Origin of the sequence: Mesorhizobium sp. M0184 (genome assembly GCF_040322215.1) — a bacterium.
Lineage (GTDB): Bacteria > Pseudomonadota > Alphaproteobacteria > Rhizobiales > Rhizobiaceae > Mesorhizobium.
Map to the genome: position 1 here is coordinate 186,007 of NZ_JAMYSZ010000007.1, position 14,739 is coordinate 200,745.

The window sequence follows — 14,739 nt, forward strand, 5'->3', positions numbered from 1 at the left end:
TGGAGGAGAAGAGAAATGCATGAGAAAGAGAAAGACCTCATCGACGCGTTCCTGCGTGGACAAGTCGACCGCCGTGGGCTGATCAAGGGCCTCGGTGCAATGGGCCTTGCCGCCAGCACCGCCGGCACATTGCTCAATTTCGGGCAGACCCGCGCCCTGGCGGCTGATTTCGACTGGCAGGCGCACAAGGGCAAGACCATCAAGCTGCTGCTCAACAAGCATCCTTACGCCGATGCGATGATTGCCAACCTCGACAATTTCAAGAAGCTGACCGGCATGGAAGTCGTCTATGACGTGTTCCCCGAAGACGTCTATTTCGACAAGGTTACCGCTGCGCTGTCGGCCAGCTCGCCCGAATACGATGCCTTCATGACCGGCGCCTACATGACCTGGACCTACGGTCCGGCCGGCTGGATCACCGACCTCAATGAATGGATCAAGGATCCGGCCAAGACCAACCCGAAATATGCCTGGGACGACTTCCTGCCCGGCGTCAGGAGTTCCACCGCCTGGAACGGTCAGCCGGGCGGCGCGCTGGGTTCTGAAGACGCCAAGCAATGGTGCATTCCGTGGGGCTTCGAGCAGAACAACATCACCTACAACAAGGGCATGTTCGACAAGGTCGGCGTCAGCGTTCCCGGCAATATGGATGAGATGGTCGCTACGGCGGCGAAGCTCACCAAGGACGTCGGCGGTGGCGTCTACGGCATCGGCGTGCGCGGCTCGCGCTCCTGGGCAACGATCCACCCGGGCTTCCTGTCGGCCTACGCCAATTTCGACCAGAAGGACCTGAACGTCTCGGCTGACGGCAAGCTGTCGGCCGCGATGAACACCGCCGAATCCAAGGCTTTCCACAAGCAGTGGGTCCAGATGATCCAGGAGAGCGGCCCGAAGGACTGGTCGACCTACACCTGGTACCAGGTCGGCACCGATCTCGGTGCAGGTGCTTCGGCGATGATTTACGACGCCGACATCCTTGGCTACTTCATGAATGGCGGCGATAACAAGATGGCCGGCAAGCTCGCCTTCTCGGCGTTCAAGGCCAATCCCGCCGCCAAGGCACCGACGCCCAATATCTGGATCTGGTCGCTGTCGATGTCCAACTTCTCCAAGGACAAGGACGCCACCTGGTACTTCATGCAATGGGCATCTGGACCCGAGCATGCACTGTTCGGTGCGACCAAGATGGACTTCGTCAATCCGGTTCGCCAGTCGGTCTGGAACGACGAGATGTTCCGCGAGAAGCTGAACAAGAGCTATCCGGGCTATGTCGAGATGTTCGACGTCTCGGCGCCGGGCGCCAGCATCAAGTTCACCCCGCAGCCGCTGTTCTTCGATCTCACCACCGAATGGGCGGCGACGCTGCAGAAGATGGTGGCCAAGGAAGTGCCGGTCGACGAGGGCCTCGACAAGCTGGCCGAGAGCATCAACAGCCAGCTCAAGGAAGCCGGGCTCGGCTAAGCCGCGGCCAAGGCTGACCCGTCCGCGGGCCAGCCTTTGAGATGTGATACGTTTGCGACGCGGTCCCGAAAGGTGCCGCCTGCTCGCCCGACCGGCCGCCTTGCTCCCTTGGGCGGCCGGGACGGCGAAGCAAGAGGATGACGGAGCGGCCGATGACTGCGGCGACAATACAAAGAAACAGGCCGTCGGGCTTCAGGATCAGCAAGCGGGTGCTGCCCTATCTCCTCAGCCTGCCGGCCCTGCTGGTCTGCATCGGCATCCTGATCCCGTTCCTGACGTCGGTGGTCTATTCGTTCCAGCGCTACCGGTTGAGCCAACCCTGGGCGCGGCAGTTCAACTGGGGCGACAACTATATCTCCTTCTTCACCGACCCGAAGTTCTGGAACACGCTGGAGATCTCGCTGCTCTACGCCGGCATCACCGTTGTGCTTGAACTGCTTCTCGGTCTCGGCATCGCCATGCTGCTGCAAAAGCGCTCGACGCTGAACAACTTCATCTCGATCATGCTGCTGATGCCGCTGATGACGGCGCCGGCGCTCGCCGCGCTGATGTGGAAGCTGATGACCAATCCCGGTTTCGGCGTGCTCAGCTATCTCGCCAGCCTGATCGGGTTGCAGGATTTCCGCTGGGCCTCGTCTCCGTCGACGGCGCTGCTCACCGTCGTGCTCGTCGACATCTGGGTCTACACGCCCTTCATCATGATCCTGCTGCTTGCAGGCCTGCGCAGCCTGCCGACGCAGCCCTTCGAGGCGGCAGCACTCGACGGCGTGCCACGCAGCTTCGTCTTCTTCCGCATCACTCTGCCGATGCTGACCCCCTACATCCTGACGGCGACCCTGTTCCGCCTGCTTGATTCCATCCAGCAGTTCGACATCATCTACGCCATGACGCAGGGCGGTCCGGGCGACACGCTGACCGTGTTCCAGGTCGAGGCCTATCTCAATTTCTTCCAGTCGACCAATGTCGGCCGCTCGGCGGCACTGATGATCATCCTGTGGGCGATCACCTATTTCCTCTCGAACATTTTCATCAAGAACTGGCTGCGACTGCGCGAACGCGCCCGCGGCCAGGCATAGGAGGCTGGCGTGGAACACACCTCGCTTCTCGAACGCATCCTGCGCGGCATTGCCCTGGCGCTGGTCGTGATCTTCTTCATGTTCCCGATCGTCTGGATCCTGATGATGTCGTTCCAGACCAATGAGACAATCCTGCGGATTCCGCCGCAGCTTGTCTTCGAGCCGACGCTCGCCAACTACACAGCCTTGATCACCGGCAAGCTGATGACGGCGGCCGGCACGCTCGACATCGCCTTCATGCGCAACCTCTGGAATTCCGTCTTCCTGTCGGTCACCTCGGTTGCCGTCGCGTTGCTGCTCGGCGTTCCGGCGGCCTACGCCTTTGCGCGGCACAAATTCCGCGGCTCGGAGAACATTGCCTTTACGCTGCTGTCGTTCCGGTTTGCGCCGGCGCTGCTGGTGCTCCTGCCGCTCACCCTCTATTTCCAGAAGCTCGGGCTGGCCAACACCTATATCGGGCTGATCTGGGTCTATCAGTTGATCTGCCTGCCGTTGATCCTGTGGATCGTGCGCGGCTATTTCGAAGACATTCCCGCCGACATCGAATACGCCTACCGCATTGCCGGACATTCCTGGTTTGCCACCTTCCGCAAGATCGCGCTGCCGCTCGCCGGCCCAGGCATTGCCGCTGCCGGTCTGCTCGCCTTCATCTTTGCCTGGAACAATTTCGTTTTTGCGCTGGTGCTCGCCTCGGCCGACAAGCAGCCGGTGACGGTCGGCGCGCTCGCCTTCATCACCTCCTCGGGCATCCAGTATGGCCAGATCTCGGCGGCGATCGTGCTGTCGATCACGCCAACGCTGGCGCTCGCGCTCTATGCGCAACGCTATCTCGTCGAAGGCCTGTCGCTTGGCGCGGTGAAAGGATAGTCCGATGGCAAGCCTCGAACTGCGAAACATCGTCAAGCGCTATAAAAGCCAGACTGTTCTCGACAATCTGTCGCTGACCGTCGCCGACGGCGAAACGCTGGTCCTGTTCGGGCCGTCCGGCGCCGGCAAGACCGTGCTGCTACGGCTGGTGGCCGGCGTCATCGACCCCGACGAGGGAAAGATACTCATCGGCGGCGAGGACATGACCGATCTCGACGCCGAGTTCCGCGGCGTCGGCATGGCATTTCAGAACTTCGCGTTGTTCCCGCATATGACGGCGTTCGATAACATTGCGACGCCGTTGCAGGCGAAGCACTCATCGCAAGGCACGATAAAGACCGGCGTCGAGAGTGTCGCCAAGCTGTTGAAAATCGGCCATGTGCTCAGCCATAAGCCGCGGGCGCTGTCCAATGGCCAGAAGCAACGCACCGCGCTTGCCCGCGCCCTGGTCGGCTCGCCGCCGCTGCTGCTGCTCGATGATCCCTTGCGCAACGTCGATGCCAAATTGCGCTTCGAAATGCGGCTGGAATTGCCAAGACTGCTGGCGGATCGTGGCGCGACCGTCATCTACGTCACCCAGGACTACAAGGAAGCGATGGCGCTCGGCGACCGCATCGCGGTGATGTCGCAGGGCGTCGTCAAACAGCTCGGCACGCCCGAGCAGATCTATCGCGAGCCGGCCAATGTCGAAATTGCCCGGCTGTTCGGCGACCCGACCATCAACCTTCTGGACGTCAAGCCGGCGCGGGACGCCAAGGGCATCTATGTCGGCCTGTCCAACGTCCAGGTCCATCTTGCCGGCGCTCATGAGGCGGCGGTCGGCCGCGACTGCGTGATCGGTTTGCGGCCGGAGGCGCTGGCGTTTGTCGATGAACGCACGCCCGGCGCCATCCCGGTGACGGTCGAGGCCGAGACGCCGCTCAACGAGAAGATCGTCACGCTGGTGCGCACCGTGCGCGGCCGTGAAATCCTGGTTTCGCGTCCGTCCGGGACACCGGGCCAATCCGAGGGCAGGGCGCATATCGCCGTCGATAGCAAAAGCGCCCTGCTGTTCGATCGTGCAAGCGGCGAGCGCATCGGCTCGAAAAACGTCGTCAATTTGCGCAGTGGAGAAGCGGCATGAGCCCGACCGCAATCACCATTTCGGGCGTCGACAAGTTCTACGGTCCGATCGACCGCGGCGTACACGCCGTCAAGAACCTGACGATGGAAATCGCCAAGGGCGAGATCGTGGCGCTGCTCGGCTCGTCCGGCTGCGGCAAGACCTCGACATTGCGCATGATCGCAGGCTTCGAAGAGGTCTCGCGGGGTAGCATCTCGGTTGCCGGCCGCAAGGTGCACACGTTGCCGCCGGTCAGGCGCAACGTCGCAATGGCCTTCGAGGGCTATTCGCTCTACCCGCCGCTGACCGTGCGCGAGAACATGGCCTTCGCCCTCAAGGCCGCCAGGCTGGCGAAGAGTGCGGTCGATGCAAAGGTTGCCAACATCGCCAAGCTGCTCGAGATCGAGGACATTCTCGAGCGCTATCCGAGCTCGATCTCCGGCGGCCAGCAGCAGCGCGCCAGCCTCGGCCGGGCGCTGATCCGCGAGGCCGACCTGCATCTGCTGGACGAGCCGATGGGCCAGCTCGAGCCGCAGCTTCGCGCCGTGCTGCGCGGCCGCATCAAGCATTTCATCAAGGAGCGTGGCCTGACCGCGATTCTGGTCACCCACGACCAGACCGAGGCCAATGCGCTGGCCGATCGCATCGCTGTCATGGAGGGCGGCGTGCTGCAGCAGTTCGATACGCCTGACAGGCTCAAGGAGCGGCCGGCAAACCTGTTCACCGGCACCTTCGTCGGCGAGCCGCCGATGAATGTCTTCGAGGCCTATGTCGGCACGGCTGCCGGCAAGATCAGTCTCAAGCTGCCCGACGGGCTTTCGCTCGACTACGACAAGGATGCGTTCAGCGGCCCGGTTCGCGACGAATTGCTCAACCGGCAGCGCGTCGTCATCGGCGTCAGGCCCTATGCGGTCCGCCGCTCGAAGGATGGTGTGCCGGCGACGGTTTCGGCCAATCAATGGCTCGGCGACCAGACCCATATCGCCGCCGATTTCGCCGGCGGTTCGCTGGTCCTGGTCGAACATGACCGAACCCGCTTGGAGCTTGGCGCGCCGATCAAGATCAGCATCGATCCGAAAAACCTTCACGTCTTCGATCAGGCGAGCGGCAATGCCATTTCGCACGGCACGGAGCTTGCTTGATGCAGGATGTGCTGATCGGCATCGACGCCGGCACGTCTGTCATAAAATCCGTCGCCTTTGACACGGCGGGCAGGCAGATCGCGTCCGCCGCGCTGACCAATAAATACGAGACACTGCCGGGCGGCGGCGCCGAGCAGGACCTGACACGCACCTGGGCCGATACCGCGACGACGTTGCGCGAGCTTGCCGACAAGGTGCCGGATCTCGCCAGCCGGACTATTGCCATCGCCGTGACCGGGCAGGGCGACGGTACCTGGCTGATCGACAAGGATGGCGAGCCGGTTGCCAAGGGCTGGCTGTGGCTCGACGCGCGCGCTGCCGCGGTCGTCGAGGAGATCCGCGCGCGGCCGGAGGACCGGCTGCGCTTCGAAAAGACCGGGAGCGGGCTCGCTGCCTGCCAGCAGGGATCGCAGTTCGTGTTCATGAAGCGCCACATGCCCGCGATGCTTGCCAATGCAGCGACGGCGTTCCACTGCAAGGACTGGCTCTATTTCAAGTTGACCGGCCACCGCGCCACCGACCCGTCCGAGGGCACCTTCACCTTCGGCGACTTCCGCACGCGCGGCTATTGCGATGATGTGCTCGAGGTACTCGGCGTCACCGATCTCCGGCATCTACTGCCGCCCATCGTCGATGGCACCAGGCAAAGCACCTCGCTGTCGGTGGCAGCAGCCGATGCGACCGGCCTGCTCGCCGGCACACCGGTCGTTCTGGCCTATGTCGATGTCGCCTGCACGGCGCTCGGCGCCGGCCTGTTCGATCGCGAACGCAAGCCGGGATGCTCGATCATCGGCTCCACCGGAATGCATATGCGGCTTGCCGAAACGCCGGACGAGGTTCTGCTCAACGAGGCTGCAACCGGCTACACGATGACGATGCCGGCACCCGGCGTCTTTGCGCAGATGCAGTCGAACATGGCGGCAACGCTCAATATCGACTGGGTCCTTGGCCTCGCCTCCGGCATTCTCGCCTCGCAAGGTATTACGCGGACCAATGGCGAGATGATCGCGCTGGTCGACCAGTGGATATCGTCGTCCGAGCCAGGCTCGCTGCTCTACCAGCCCTATGTCTCGGAGGCCGGCGAGCGCGGGCCGTTCGTCGATGCCAATGCCAGGGCCGGCTTCATCGGCATTTCGTCCAGGCACGGCTATGCCGACATGGTCCGCGCGGTGTTCGAGGGGCTGGCTTTCGCGGCACGCGATTGCTACGCCGCCATGGGGCCACTGCCCAAGGAAATCCGCCTGACCGGCGGAGCGGCCAGGAGCCCGGCTCTGCGCAAGATCTTGGGTGCTGCGGTCGGCGCCGACATTCGCACCAGCGAGCGCGAGGAGGCCGGTGCTGCGGGCGCTGCAATGATTGCTGCGGTCTGCGTCGGCCAATACGCATCGATGGACGATTGCGTCAGCGAATGGGTCACGCCTTTGCTCCGTACGGCCGAACCCAGCGATCGGAAACTTGCCGCTGCCTATGAGGCGATGGCTCCGTCCTACACATTGGCGCATGAGGCGCTGCGGCCGGTCTGGCGTTCGATGGCCGCGTCCAGACAAACTGACGTGAATTGAGAAGAGCATGCCCAAAAAAATTGCGATCATCGGCGACCGCTTCATGCTTCCGGAAGTGTTTCGCGAGAAAATCGAGGCGGCCTGCGGCGACAACCTCGACATCCGCAGCATTGAGACCGCTTGGCCCGATGAGCCCATGCAATTCGGCAATGCCGCGCTTGGTCTGGACAAGGTCAAGGAGTATTTCGGCGATCCCGACGAGGTGGTGGATTTCATCGGCGACGCCGAAATCTTCGTCACCCAGCTTGCGCCGCTCTCCGAAAGCATGATGCAGCGCCTGCCCACGCTCACGCTGGTTGCGGTCTCGCGCGGCGGACCGATCAACATCGACATGGCCGCCGCCAAGGCCCACGGCATCACCGTGGTCAACGTGCCCGGCCGCAACGCCAGCGCCGTGGCCGAGTTCACCATCGGCGCCATTCTCGCTGAAACGCGGCTGATCCGCGTCGGTCACGAAGCCTTGCGCAAGGGCGAATGGCGCGGCGATCTCTACCGCGCCGATCGCACCGGCCGCGAGCTCAACGAAATGACCGTCGGCGTCATCGGCTACGGCAATATCGGCACCAGGCTGGTTCGCCTGCTGCGCGCCTTCGGCTGCCGCATCCTGGTTTGCGATCCCTATGTGCAATTGAGCGCCGAGGACCGCAATGCCGGCGTCGAACTGGTTGCGCTGGACGATCTGCTGTCGCGCTCCGATGTGGTCACGCTGCATTCCCGGGTCACCGAGGAGACGCGCGGCCTGATCGGCAAGAACGCCATCGCCCGGATGAAACCCGGCGTAATCTTCGTCAATACCGCGCGCGGACCGCTGGTCGACTACGATGCGCTCTACGAGGCGCTCGTCTCGGGGCAGATCGGCAGCGCTATGCTGGAGACGTTCGCCGTCGAGCCGGTGCCTGCCGACTGGCCGCTGTTGCAACTGCCGAACGTGACGCTGACGCCGCATATCGCCGGCGCGTCGGTACGCACCGTGACCTACGCGGCCGAGCAGGCGGCCGAGGAAGTGCGCCGCTACATCGCCGGGCTGCCTCCGGTCAATCCATGCTGACGACAGGGCATAGAGCGAGATGAGCGGTGAAACCGAAATCGTCGACCTCTTCGTCATCGGCGGCGGCGTCAATGGCGCCGGCATCGCGCGCGATGCGGCAGGCCGGGGCCTGTCGGTCATTCTTTGCGAAAAAGACGATCTCGCCGAGGGCACCAGTTCGCGATCGGGAAAGCTCGTTCATGGCGGTTTGCGCTATCTCGAATATTACGAGTTCCGCTTGGTGCGGGAGGCGCTGATCGAACGCGAGGTGCTGCTCGAATCCGCGCCGCACATCATCTGGCCGATGCGCTTCGTGCTGCCGCACAGCCCCGATGACCGGCCGGCCTGGCTGGTCCGGCTCGGCCTGTTCCTCTACGACCATCTTGGCGGCCGCAAGCGGCTGCCGGCCACGCGTACGCTCGACCTGCGCACCGCGCCCGAAGGCGCGCCGATCAAGGACGCCTTCAAGCGCGGCTTCGAATATTCCGACTGTTGGGTCGATGACGCTCGCCTGGTCGTCATCGACGCGCTCGACGCCGCTGAGCGCGGAGCCAGGATATTCACCCGCACCGCCTGCACAGCCGCCCGTCGCGAAAACGGCCTGTGGTCGGTGGAGATGCGCGACGGTCGAACCGGCGTCAGGACCACAGTCCGGGCACGGGCGCTGATCAACGCCGCCGGACCCTGGGTCAACGACGTCATCAACCGCGTCGCCGGCCAGAATTCCAGGCGCAACGTGCGCCTGGTCAAGGGCAGCCACATCGTTGTGCCGAAATTCTGGGAAGGGCGGCAGGCCTATCTCGTTCAGAACAGCGACAAGCGGGTGATCTTCATCAATCCCTATCAGAATGATCTGGCGCTGATCGGCACCACTGACATTCCCTATGAAGGGCTGCCGGAGGACGTGACCGCCGATGCGAGCGAGATCGATTACCTGATCAAGGCAGTCAATCGCTACTTCAAGCGCCAGCTCGCACGAAGCGACGTCGTCTACTCGTTTTCCGGCGTCAGGCCGCTCTATGACGACAATGCCGACAATCCGAGCGCGGTGACCCGCGATTACATATTCGAACTCGACGCACCGGCTGGGCAGGCGCCGCTGCTTTCGGTCTTCGGCGGTAAGATCACCACCTTCCGCAAATTGGCCGAGCACGCGCTCGACCGTATCGCCCCGTTCTTTCCGAAAATGGGCAAGCCGTGGACCTCGAAAGGGCACCTGCCGGGCGGCGATATCGCCAATGCCGATTTCGAGCAGTTTCTGGGCGACCTCGGCCATGAATTTCCCTGGATGCCGGCATCGCTGGTCAAGCATTACGGCAGGCTCTACGGCACAAGGACGCGCGATCTGGTCGGCGCGGCCACCTCGCTCGCCGAACTGGGCCGGCGCTTCGGCAAGGATTTTTTCGAGCGCGAAGCCAATTACCTGTTCGAGCATGAATGGGCCGAGACCGCCGCCGATATTCTCGAACGGCGCACCAAGCACGGCCTGCATCTGTCCGCCGCGGAAAGAACCGCCTTCGAGGACTGGTGCTCGAGCCGGCTGGCAAAGGCCGGCTGATGGCCTTTACGCTTTCGCTCAACACCAATCCGCTGGTCAACCGTTTCGCCGAACCGGACGATCTGATCGATGCGATCGCCTACGACATCGGCATCAGGGACGTGCAGCTCACGCATGAATTCGTCAATCCCGGCTGGCCGGCGGCGACGATCTCGAAATTCCTCCGCCTGTTCCGCTCCGCGCTCAACCGCACCGGTGTGCGCGTGACCTCCGCGATGACCGGGCCTTACGGCCGGCTCAATCATTTCGGCCATCCCGATGCCGACGTGCGGCGCTACTACGTCGACTGGTTCAAGACCTTTTCAGAAGTTTCGGCCGAGCTCGGCGCCGCCGGCATGGGCACGCAATTCGCGATCTTCACCCACCGGGATTACGACAATCCTGAACGTCGCGCGCGGCTTTTCGACATCGCGCTGGAATGCTGGCGCGAGGTCGCCGAGCATGCCAAAGCAGCCGGCTTGACCTACCTGTTCTGGGAGCCGATGTCGGTCGGCCGCGAATTCGGCCATACGATCGAAAGCTGCCGGGCACTGCAGCGCGAGATCGAAGCGGCCGGCATGGCCGTCCCGCTCAACATGATGGTCGACATCGACCATGGCGACGTGACCTCGAGCAATCCGGCGGACACCGACCCTTATGCCTGGGCCGAAGCCTTTCCCAGGCAATCGCCGATCATCCACGTCAAGCAGTCGTCGATGAACAAGGGTGGCCATTGGCCGTTCATTGCCGCCCACAACAACGACGGCCGCATCACGCCGGAAAAGCTGCTGGAGACGGTTCGCCGTGGCGGCGGCGTCGACAACGAGATCTGCCTCGAATTGTCGTTCCGCGAGCGCGAGCCCGTCGACCACCAGGTCATCGCCATGATCCGCGAGTCGGTCGACTACTGGGCACCATTTATCGAGACCGGCAGGGCCGATCTCTTGCCGCGAGCATGATCGGATGAGCAGGAGCTGAGGCAGCTCCTGCTCAGAATCGGAATACGTCAGCCAAATTTCGGATCGAGGCTTCCGGACTTGTAGCGCTTGGCCATTTCCGACAGCGGCAGCGGCTTGATCTTCGGTGCGTTGCCGGCGGTGCCGAATTGCTCGAAGCGCTCCTTGCACAGCTTCCGCATCGCGGCCATTGCCGGCGTCAGATATTTGCGCGGATCGAATTCGCTCGGGTTCTCGGTCAGCACCTTGCGGATCGCACCGGTCAGCGCCATGCGGTTGTCGGTATCGATGTTGATCTTGCGCACCCCATGCTTGATGCCGCGCTGGATCTCTTCGACCGGCACGCCCCATGTCGGCTTCATCTGGCCGCCATATTTGTTGATGATCTCCTGCAGTTCCTCCGGCACCGAGGACGAGCCGTGCATGACGAGATGCATGCTCGGCAGACGGCGGTGGATTTCCTCGATGACGTTCATGGCCAGTACAGCGCCGTCCGGCTTGCGGCTGAACTTGTAGGCGCCGTGGCTGGTGCCCATGGCGACGGCCAGCGCATCGACACGGGTGTCGCGCACGAATTGTTCGGCCTGCACCGGGTCGGTCAGCAGCTGGTCGTGGCTGATGACGCCCTCGACGCCATGGCCGTCTTCCTGCTCGCCGCCGCCCATCTCCAGCGATCCAAGGACGCCGATCTCGCCTTCCACCGAGACGCCGCCCCAATGCGCCATGTCGACGACGCGACGGGTGATGCCGGAATTATAGGCGTAGTCGGCCGGCGTCTTGCCGTCTTCCTTCAGCGATCCGTCCATCATCACAGAGGTGAAGCCGTGCTGGATCGCGGTGACGCAGGTGGCTTCGTTGTTGCCATGGTCGAGATGCATGCAGACCGGGATATCGGGATGGATTTCGACCAGCGCGTCGATCAGCTTGGCCAGCACCACATCGTTGGCGTAGGCTCGCGCGCCGCGGCTCGCCTGCAGGATAACCGGCGATTTGGTCTCCTCGGCGGCCTCCATGATGGCGAGACCCTGTTCCATATTGTTCATGTTGAAGGCAGGCACGCCATAGCCGTATTCGGCGGCATGATCGAGCAATTGTCTCAGTGTGATGCGAGCCACTCAGTAGTCTCCCGTATCCGGTTTCGAGCCAGTGTTTGCGGGCCGTTCGGTTGTCGTCGAGCCCCTGATGCTTCTGGCCGGATTTCCGCGGCACCGCAACCGCTGGGCGCTCGGCCGGCAGCAATTCTTGTTACAGGACGCGACCAGAAGCGTCATGATATCCCATAGAGATATAACATTATCACAAAAATTTGGTGGCTTGTGCGACGTTTGCTGTTATATCTCGGAACCGGATTGCCCGAGGAAGCCGCGGAAATGAAGAGCGACGGCCGTCGCCAAGGCATCATGGATTTTCTGATGGACATCGGCACCGCCAGTGTCGACGATCTTGCCTCACGCTTCGGCGTGTCAAAGATGACTGTCCACCGCGACCTCGACGAGCTCGAGGAAAGCGGCTTCCTGCGCAAGGTGCGCGGCGGCGCCTCGATCCAGCCGAGCAGCCTTTTCGAGAGCGATTTCCGCTACCGCCAGCGGCTGGCCGGCGACGAGAAGAAGCGCATCGCCGCCGCTGCCGTGACGATGATCGAACCGGGTCAGACGGTGATCATCGACGACGGCTCAACCGCGGGCGGCGTTGCTCGGCATCTTGCCGATCTGCGTCCGCTGACGGTGATCTCGAACAATCTGGCTGTCATCCAGGATTTGGCGGGCGTTGCCGGCATCAACCTGATTGCGCTCGGCGGCCAATACAACAAGAAGTTTCACGGCTTCTTCGGCCTGCTCGCCGAGGACACGCTGAAATCATTGCGCGCCGATGTCGCGTTTCTGTCGTCATCGGCCATCCATGGTGCCTCTGCCTTTCACCAGGATCAGGAAGTGGTCCAGACCAAACGGCTGATGATGGCCGCAGCAGCGCGCAAATATCTGCTGGTCGATCATGGGAAATTCGGCCGCACTGCCTTGCACTTCCTGACAGATCTCAAGGCCTTTGACACGGTCTTCACCGGCCGCGAGCCGCAGCCGCAGATGCGCGCCGCGCTGGATGGTGCCGGCGTTTCGCTGACAGTGATCGCAGAATAGGAGGGCACGCATGGTTTATTGGGTCGGCACCAGCTGGAAAATGAACAAGACGCTCGCCGAGGCGATGGCTTTCGCCGAGGCGCTGGCGGAGTTCGCCCCCGGTTTCGACGAGCGCATCCAGCCTTTCGTCATCCCGCCCTTCACGGCGATCCGCGAGGTCAGGAAAGCGCTGTCGCCGACGCGCATCAAGGTCGGCGCGCAGAACATGCATTGGGCCGACGCCGGCGCCTGGACCGGCGAGATCTCGCCGGTCATGCTGAAAGACTGCGGGCTCGACATGGTCGAGCTCGGCCACAGCGAACGGCGCGAGCATTTCGGCGAGGCCGACAAGGCTGTCGGGCTGAAGACTGCGGCGGCGGTGAAGCACGGTCTCGTGCCACTCATCTGCGTCGGCGAGACCTTGGCTCAACGCGACAGCGGGCAGGCCGCTGCGGTGCTGGCCTTGCAGGTGCACGGCGCACTGCAGTTTCTCGAAGGCGCGGCGAAGGCGGCGACGATCCTGTTTGCCTATGAGCCGGTCTGGGCGATCGGCGACAAGGGCGTGCCGGCCAGTTCGGATTATGCCGACAGGCAGCAGGCGCTGATCAAGAAAATCGCACGCGACCTGCTGCCGGTGGTGCCACCGGTGCTTTATGGCGGCAGCGTCAATCCGCAAAATGCCGCCGAACTGGTCGGCCAGCCCAATATAGACGGCTTGTTCATCGGCCGCTCGGCCTGGCAGGCGGACGGCTATATCGACATCCTCAAGCGCGCCTCGGCGGCGATCTGAAGCATCAAACAGGAAGGAAACGGAACATGAAAATTGCCATTGGAGCCGACAGCGCCGGCAAGCCGCTGCTCGACGTCATTGCCGCTCACCTCGCCACCAAGCCCGGCCTCACGGTCAACGACCTCAGCCAGGCGGGCTACTATGCCGACCTGTCGCAGAAGCTCGCCCAGACCATCCTGGACGGCGAGAACGATCGCGGCATCCTGTTTTGCGGCACCGGCATCGGCGTATCCATATCCGCCAACAAGGTGCCCGGCATTCGCGCCGCACTCACCCACGACACCTATTCGGCCGAGCGCGCGGCAAAATCCAACAACGCCCAGATCATCACCATGGGCGCCCGCGTCATCGGCCCGGAACTGGCCAAGTCGATCGTCGATGCATGGCTTGCATCGGAATTCGATGAGAAGGGACCATCGGCCGGCAATGTCCAGGCGATCGACAGGCTCGACGCGGCGAAGCGGGGTTAAGCCAGACTGTTCCGCATCGCTCTGATGATCGTCACGGCCGATGCGGCGCCGGGGTCCATATGCCCGAGCGAGCGCTCGCCGAGCCGCGATGAGCGGCCCTTGGCGGCGATCATGTCCTTGGTCGCCTCGGCACCTCGTTCGGCCGCTGCAAGTGCAGCCTCCAGGCTCTCGGACAGGCTCTTGCTGGCTTCCTGCGCGGCACCCGCTGCTTGCGCCGCCGGCAGCCAGGCGTCGACCATGGTCTTTTCGCCGAGCTCGGCCTTGCCGCGATCCTGGATGCCTTGCGCCATCGCCCGGAGCATGGCGATGACGTCAGTGTCCTCCAGAATTGCCTTGCCTTTGACGGCGGCGGCACCGCGCATGAAGGCGGTCGCATAGAGGGGGCCTGACGAGGCGCCGACCGCGTTGAGGAAGGATTTCGCCGCAGTGTTGAGCAGCGCCGTCGGCTCGGTCGCCGCGAGGTCGAGTTGCGCTAGTGCATCGCGCGCAGCAGTGAAGCCTAGTGCCATGGCGATGCCATGGTCGGCGTCGCCGATGACGCCGTCGAGTTGGCAGAGCCTGTCCTTATCGGCGTCGATCGCCGCCGCGATCTCATCGAACATTCTTTTCAAGCCGACTGAATCGATCGAAGTCAT

General features: G+C 63.2%; 14 protein-coding genes. 12 read left to right on the plus strand and 2 right to left on the minus strand.

What is annotated here, in order from left to right; genetic code table 11:
- The first annotated feature begins 15 nt into the window (after nt 1–15).
- The 9 genes from NKJ23_RS11810 (at nt 16) to NKJ23_RS11850 (ending at nt 10,733) form a co-directional block, all read left to right on the plus strand.
- On the plus strand, nt 16–1,461 hold the full coding sequence (locus tag NKJ23_RS11810; RefSeq protein ID WP_352680411.1) for an ABC transporter substrate-binding protein: 1,446 nt from the start codon (nt 16–18) through the stop codon (nt 1,459–1,461).
- Nucleotides 1,462–1,613: 152 nt separating this feature from the next.
- Nucleotides 1,614–2,537 carry a carbohydrate ABC transporter permease gene (locus NKJ23_RS11815; RefSeq protein ID WP_352452414.1) on the plus strand — a complete coding sequence of 308 codons (924 nt, stop codon included), beginning with the start codon at nt 1,614–1,616 and terminating at the stop codon, nt 2,535–2,537.
- Between the two features lie 9 nt (nt 2,538–2,546).
- Complete coding sequence (locus NKJ23_RS11820) at nt 2,547–3,404, plus strand: carbohydrate ABC transporter permease (protein WP_352680412.1); 858 nt, start codon at nt 2,547–2,549, stop codon at nt 3,402–3,404.
- A gap of 4 nt (nt 3,405–3,408) precedes the next feature.
- Nucleotides 3,409–4,527, plus strand: coding sequence for an ABC transporter ATP-binding protein (locus NKJ23_RS11825; protein WP_352680413.1), 1,119 nt, complete (start codon nt 3,409–3,411; stop codon nt 4,525–4,527).
- The gene (locus NKJ23_RS11830) at nt 4,524–5,648 is read left to right on the plus strand and encodes an ABC transporter ATP-binding protein (RefSeq protein ID WP_352680414.1); all 1,125 of its coding nucleotides are present in this window, start codon (nt 4,524–4,526) and stop codon (nt 5,646–5,648) included. Before NKJ23_RS11825 ends, NKJ23_RS11830 begins: the two co-directional genes overlap by 4 nt.
- Nucleotides 5,648–7,210, plus strand: a complete 1,563-nt coding sequence (locus NKJ23_RS11835) for an FGGY-family carbohydrate kinase (RefSeq protein ID WP_352680415.1) — start codon at nt 5,648–5,650, stop codon at nt 7,208–7,210. The genes NKJ23_RS11830 and NKJ23_RS11835 overlap by 1 nt, the downstream gene beginning before the upstream one ends.
- A 7-nt stretch (nt 7,211–7,217) precedes the next feature.
- Nucleotides 7,218–8,258: a 2-hydroxyacid dehydrogenase gene (locus NKJ23_RS11840; protein WP_352680416.1), complete on the plus strand. Its 1,041-nt coding sequence runs from the start codon at nt 7,218–7,220 to the stop codon at nt 8,256–8,258.
- A 19-nt stretch (nt 8,259–8,277) separates the two neighbouring features.
- Complete coding sequence (locus NKJ23_RS11845) at nt 8,278–9,795, plus strand: glycerol-3-phosphate dehydrogenase (protein ID WP_352680417.1); 1,518 nt, start codon at nt 8,278–8,280, stop codon at nt 9,793–9,795.
- Nucleotides 9,795–10,733, plus strand: coding sequence for a sugar phosphate isomerase/epimerase family protein (locus NKJ23_RS11850; protein ID WP_352680451.1), 939 nt, complete (start codon nt 9,795–9,797; stop codon nt 10,731–10,733). Before NKJ23_RS11845 ends, NKJ23_RS11850 begins: the two co-directional genes overlap by 1 nt.
- 47 nt (nt 10,734–10,780) lie before the next feature.
- Here NKJ23_RS11850 and fba read toward each other — a convergent pair whose 3' ends face one another.
- Entirely contained in the window at nt 10,781–11,845 is a 1,065-nt protein-coding gene (gene fba / locus NKJ23_RS11855) for a class II fructose-bisphosphate aldolase (RefSeq protein WP_352476544.1), read from the minus strand.
- Between the two features lie 255 nt (nt 11,846–12,100).
- On the opposite strand from fba, the gene NKJ23_RS11860 reads away from it, so the two are divergent.
- Genes NKJ23_RS11860 through derI form a run of 3 tightly spaced genes read left to right on the plus strand, consistent with a single transcriptional unit; the run spans nt 12,101 to nt 14,104 of the window.
- Nucleotides 12,101–12,865, plus strand: coding sequence for a DeoR/GlpR family DNA-binding transcription regulator (locus NKJ23_RS11860; RefSeq protein ID WP_023676017.1), 765 nt, complete (start codon nt 12,101–12,103; stop codon nt 12,863–12,865).
- 10 nt (nt 12,866–12,875) lie between these two features.
- Nucleotides 12,876–13,634, plus strand: coding sequence for a triose-phosphate isomerase (locus NKJ23_RS11865; RefSeq protein ID WP_352680418.1), 759 nt, complete (start codon nt 12,876–12,878; stop codon nt 13,632–13,634).
- A gap of 26 nt (nt 13,635–13,660) precedes the next feature.
- Complete coding sequence (gene derI, locus NKJ23_RS11870; RefSeq protein ID WP_352505330.1) at nt 13,661–14,104, plus strand: D-erythrulose-4-phosphate isomerase; 444 nt, start codon at nt 13,661–13,663, stop codon at nt 14,102–14,104.
- Here derI and dhaL read toward each other — a convergent pair.
- Entirely contained in the window at nt 14,101–14,739 is a 639-nt protein-coding gene (dhaL, locus tag NKJ23_RS11875) for a dihydroxyacetone kinase subunit DhaL (RefSeq protein ID WP_352680419.1), read from the minus strand. The two genes, derI and dhaL, sit on opposite strands and share 4 nt — an antisense overlap.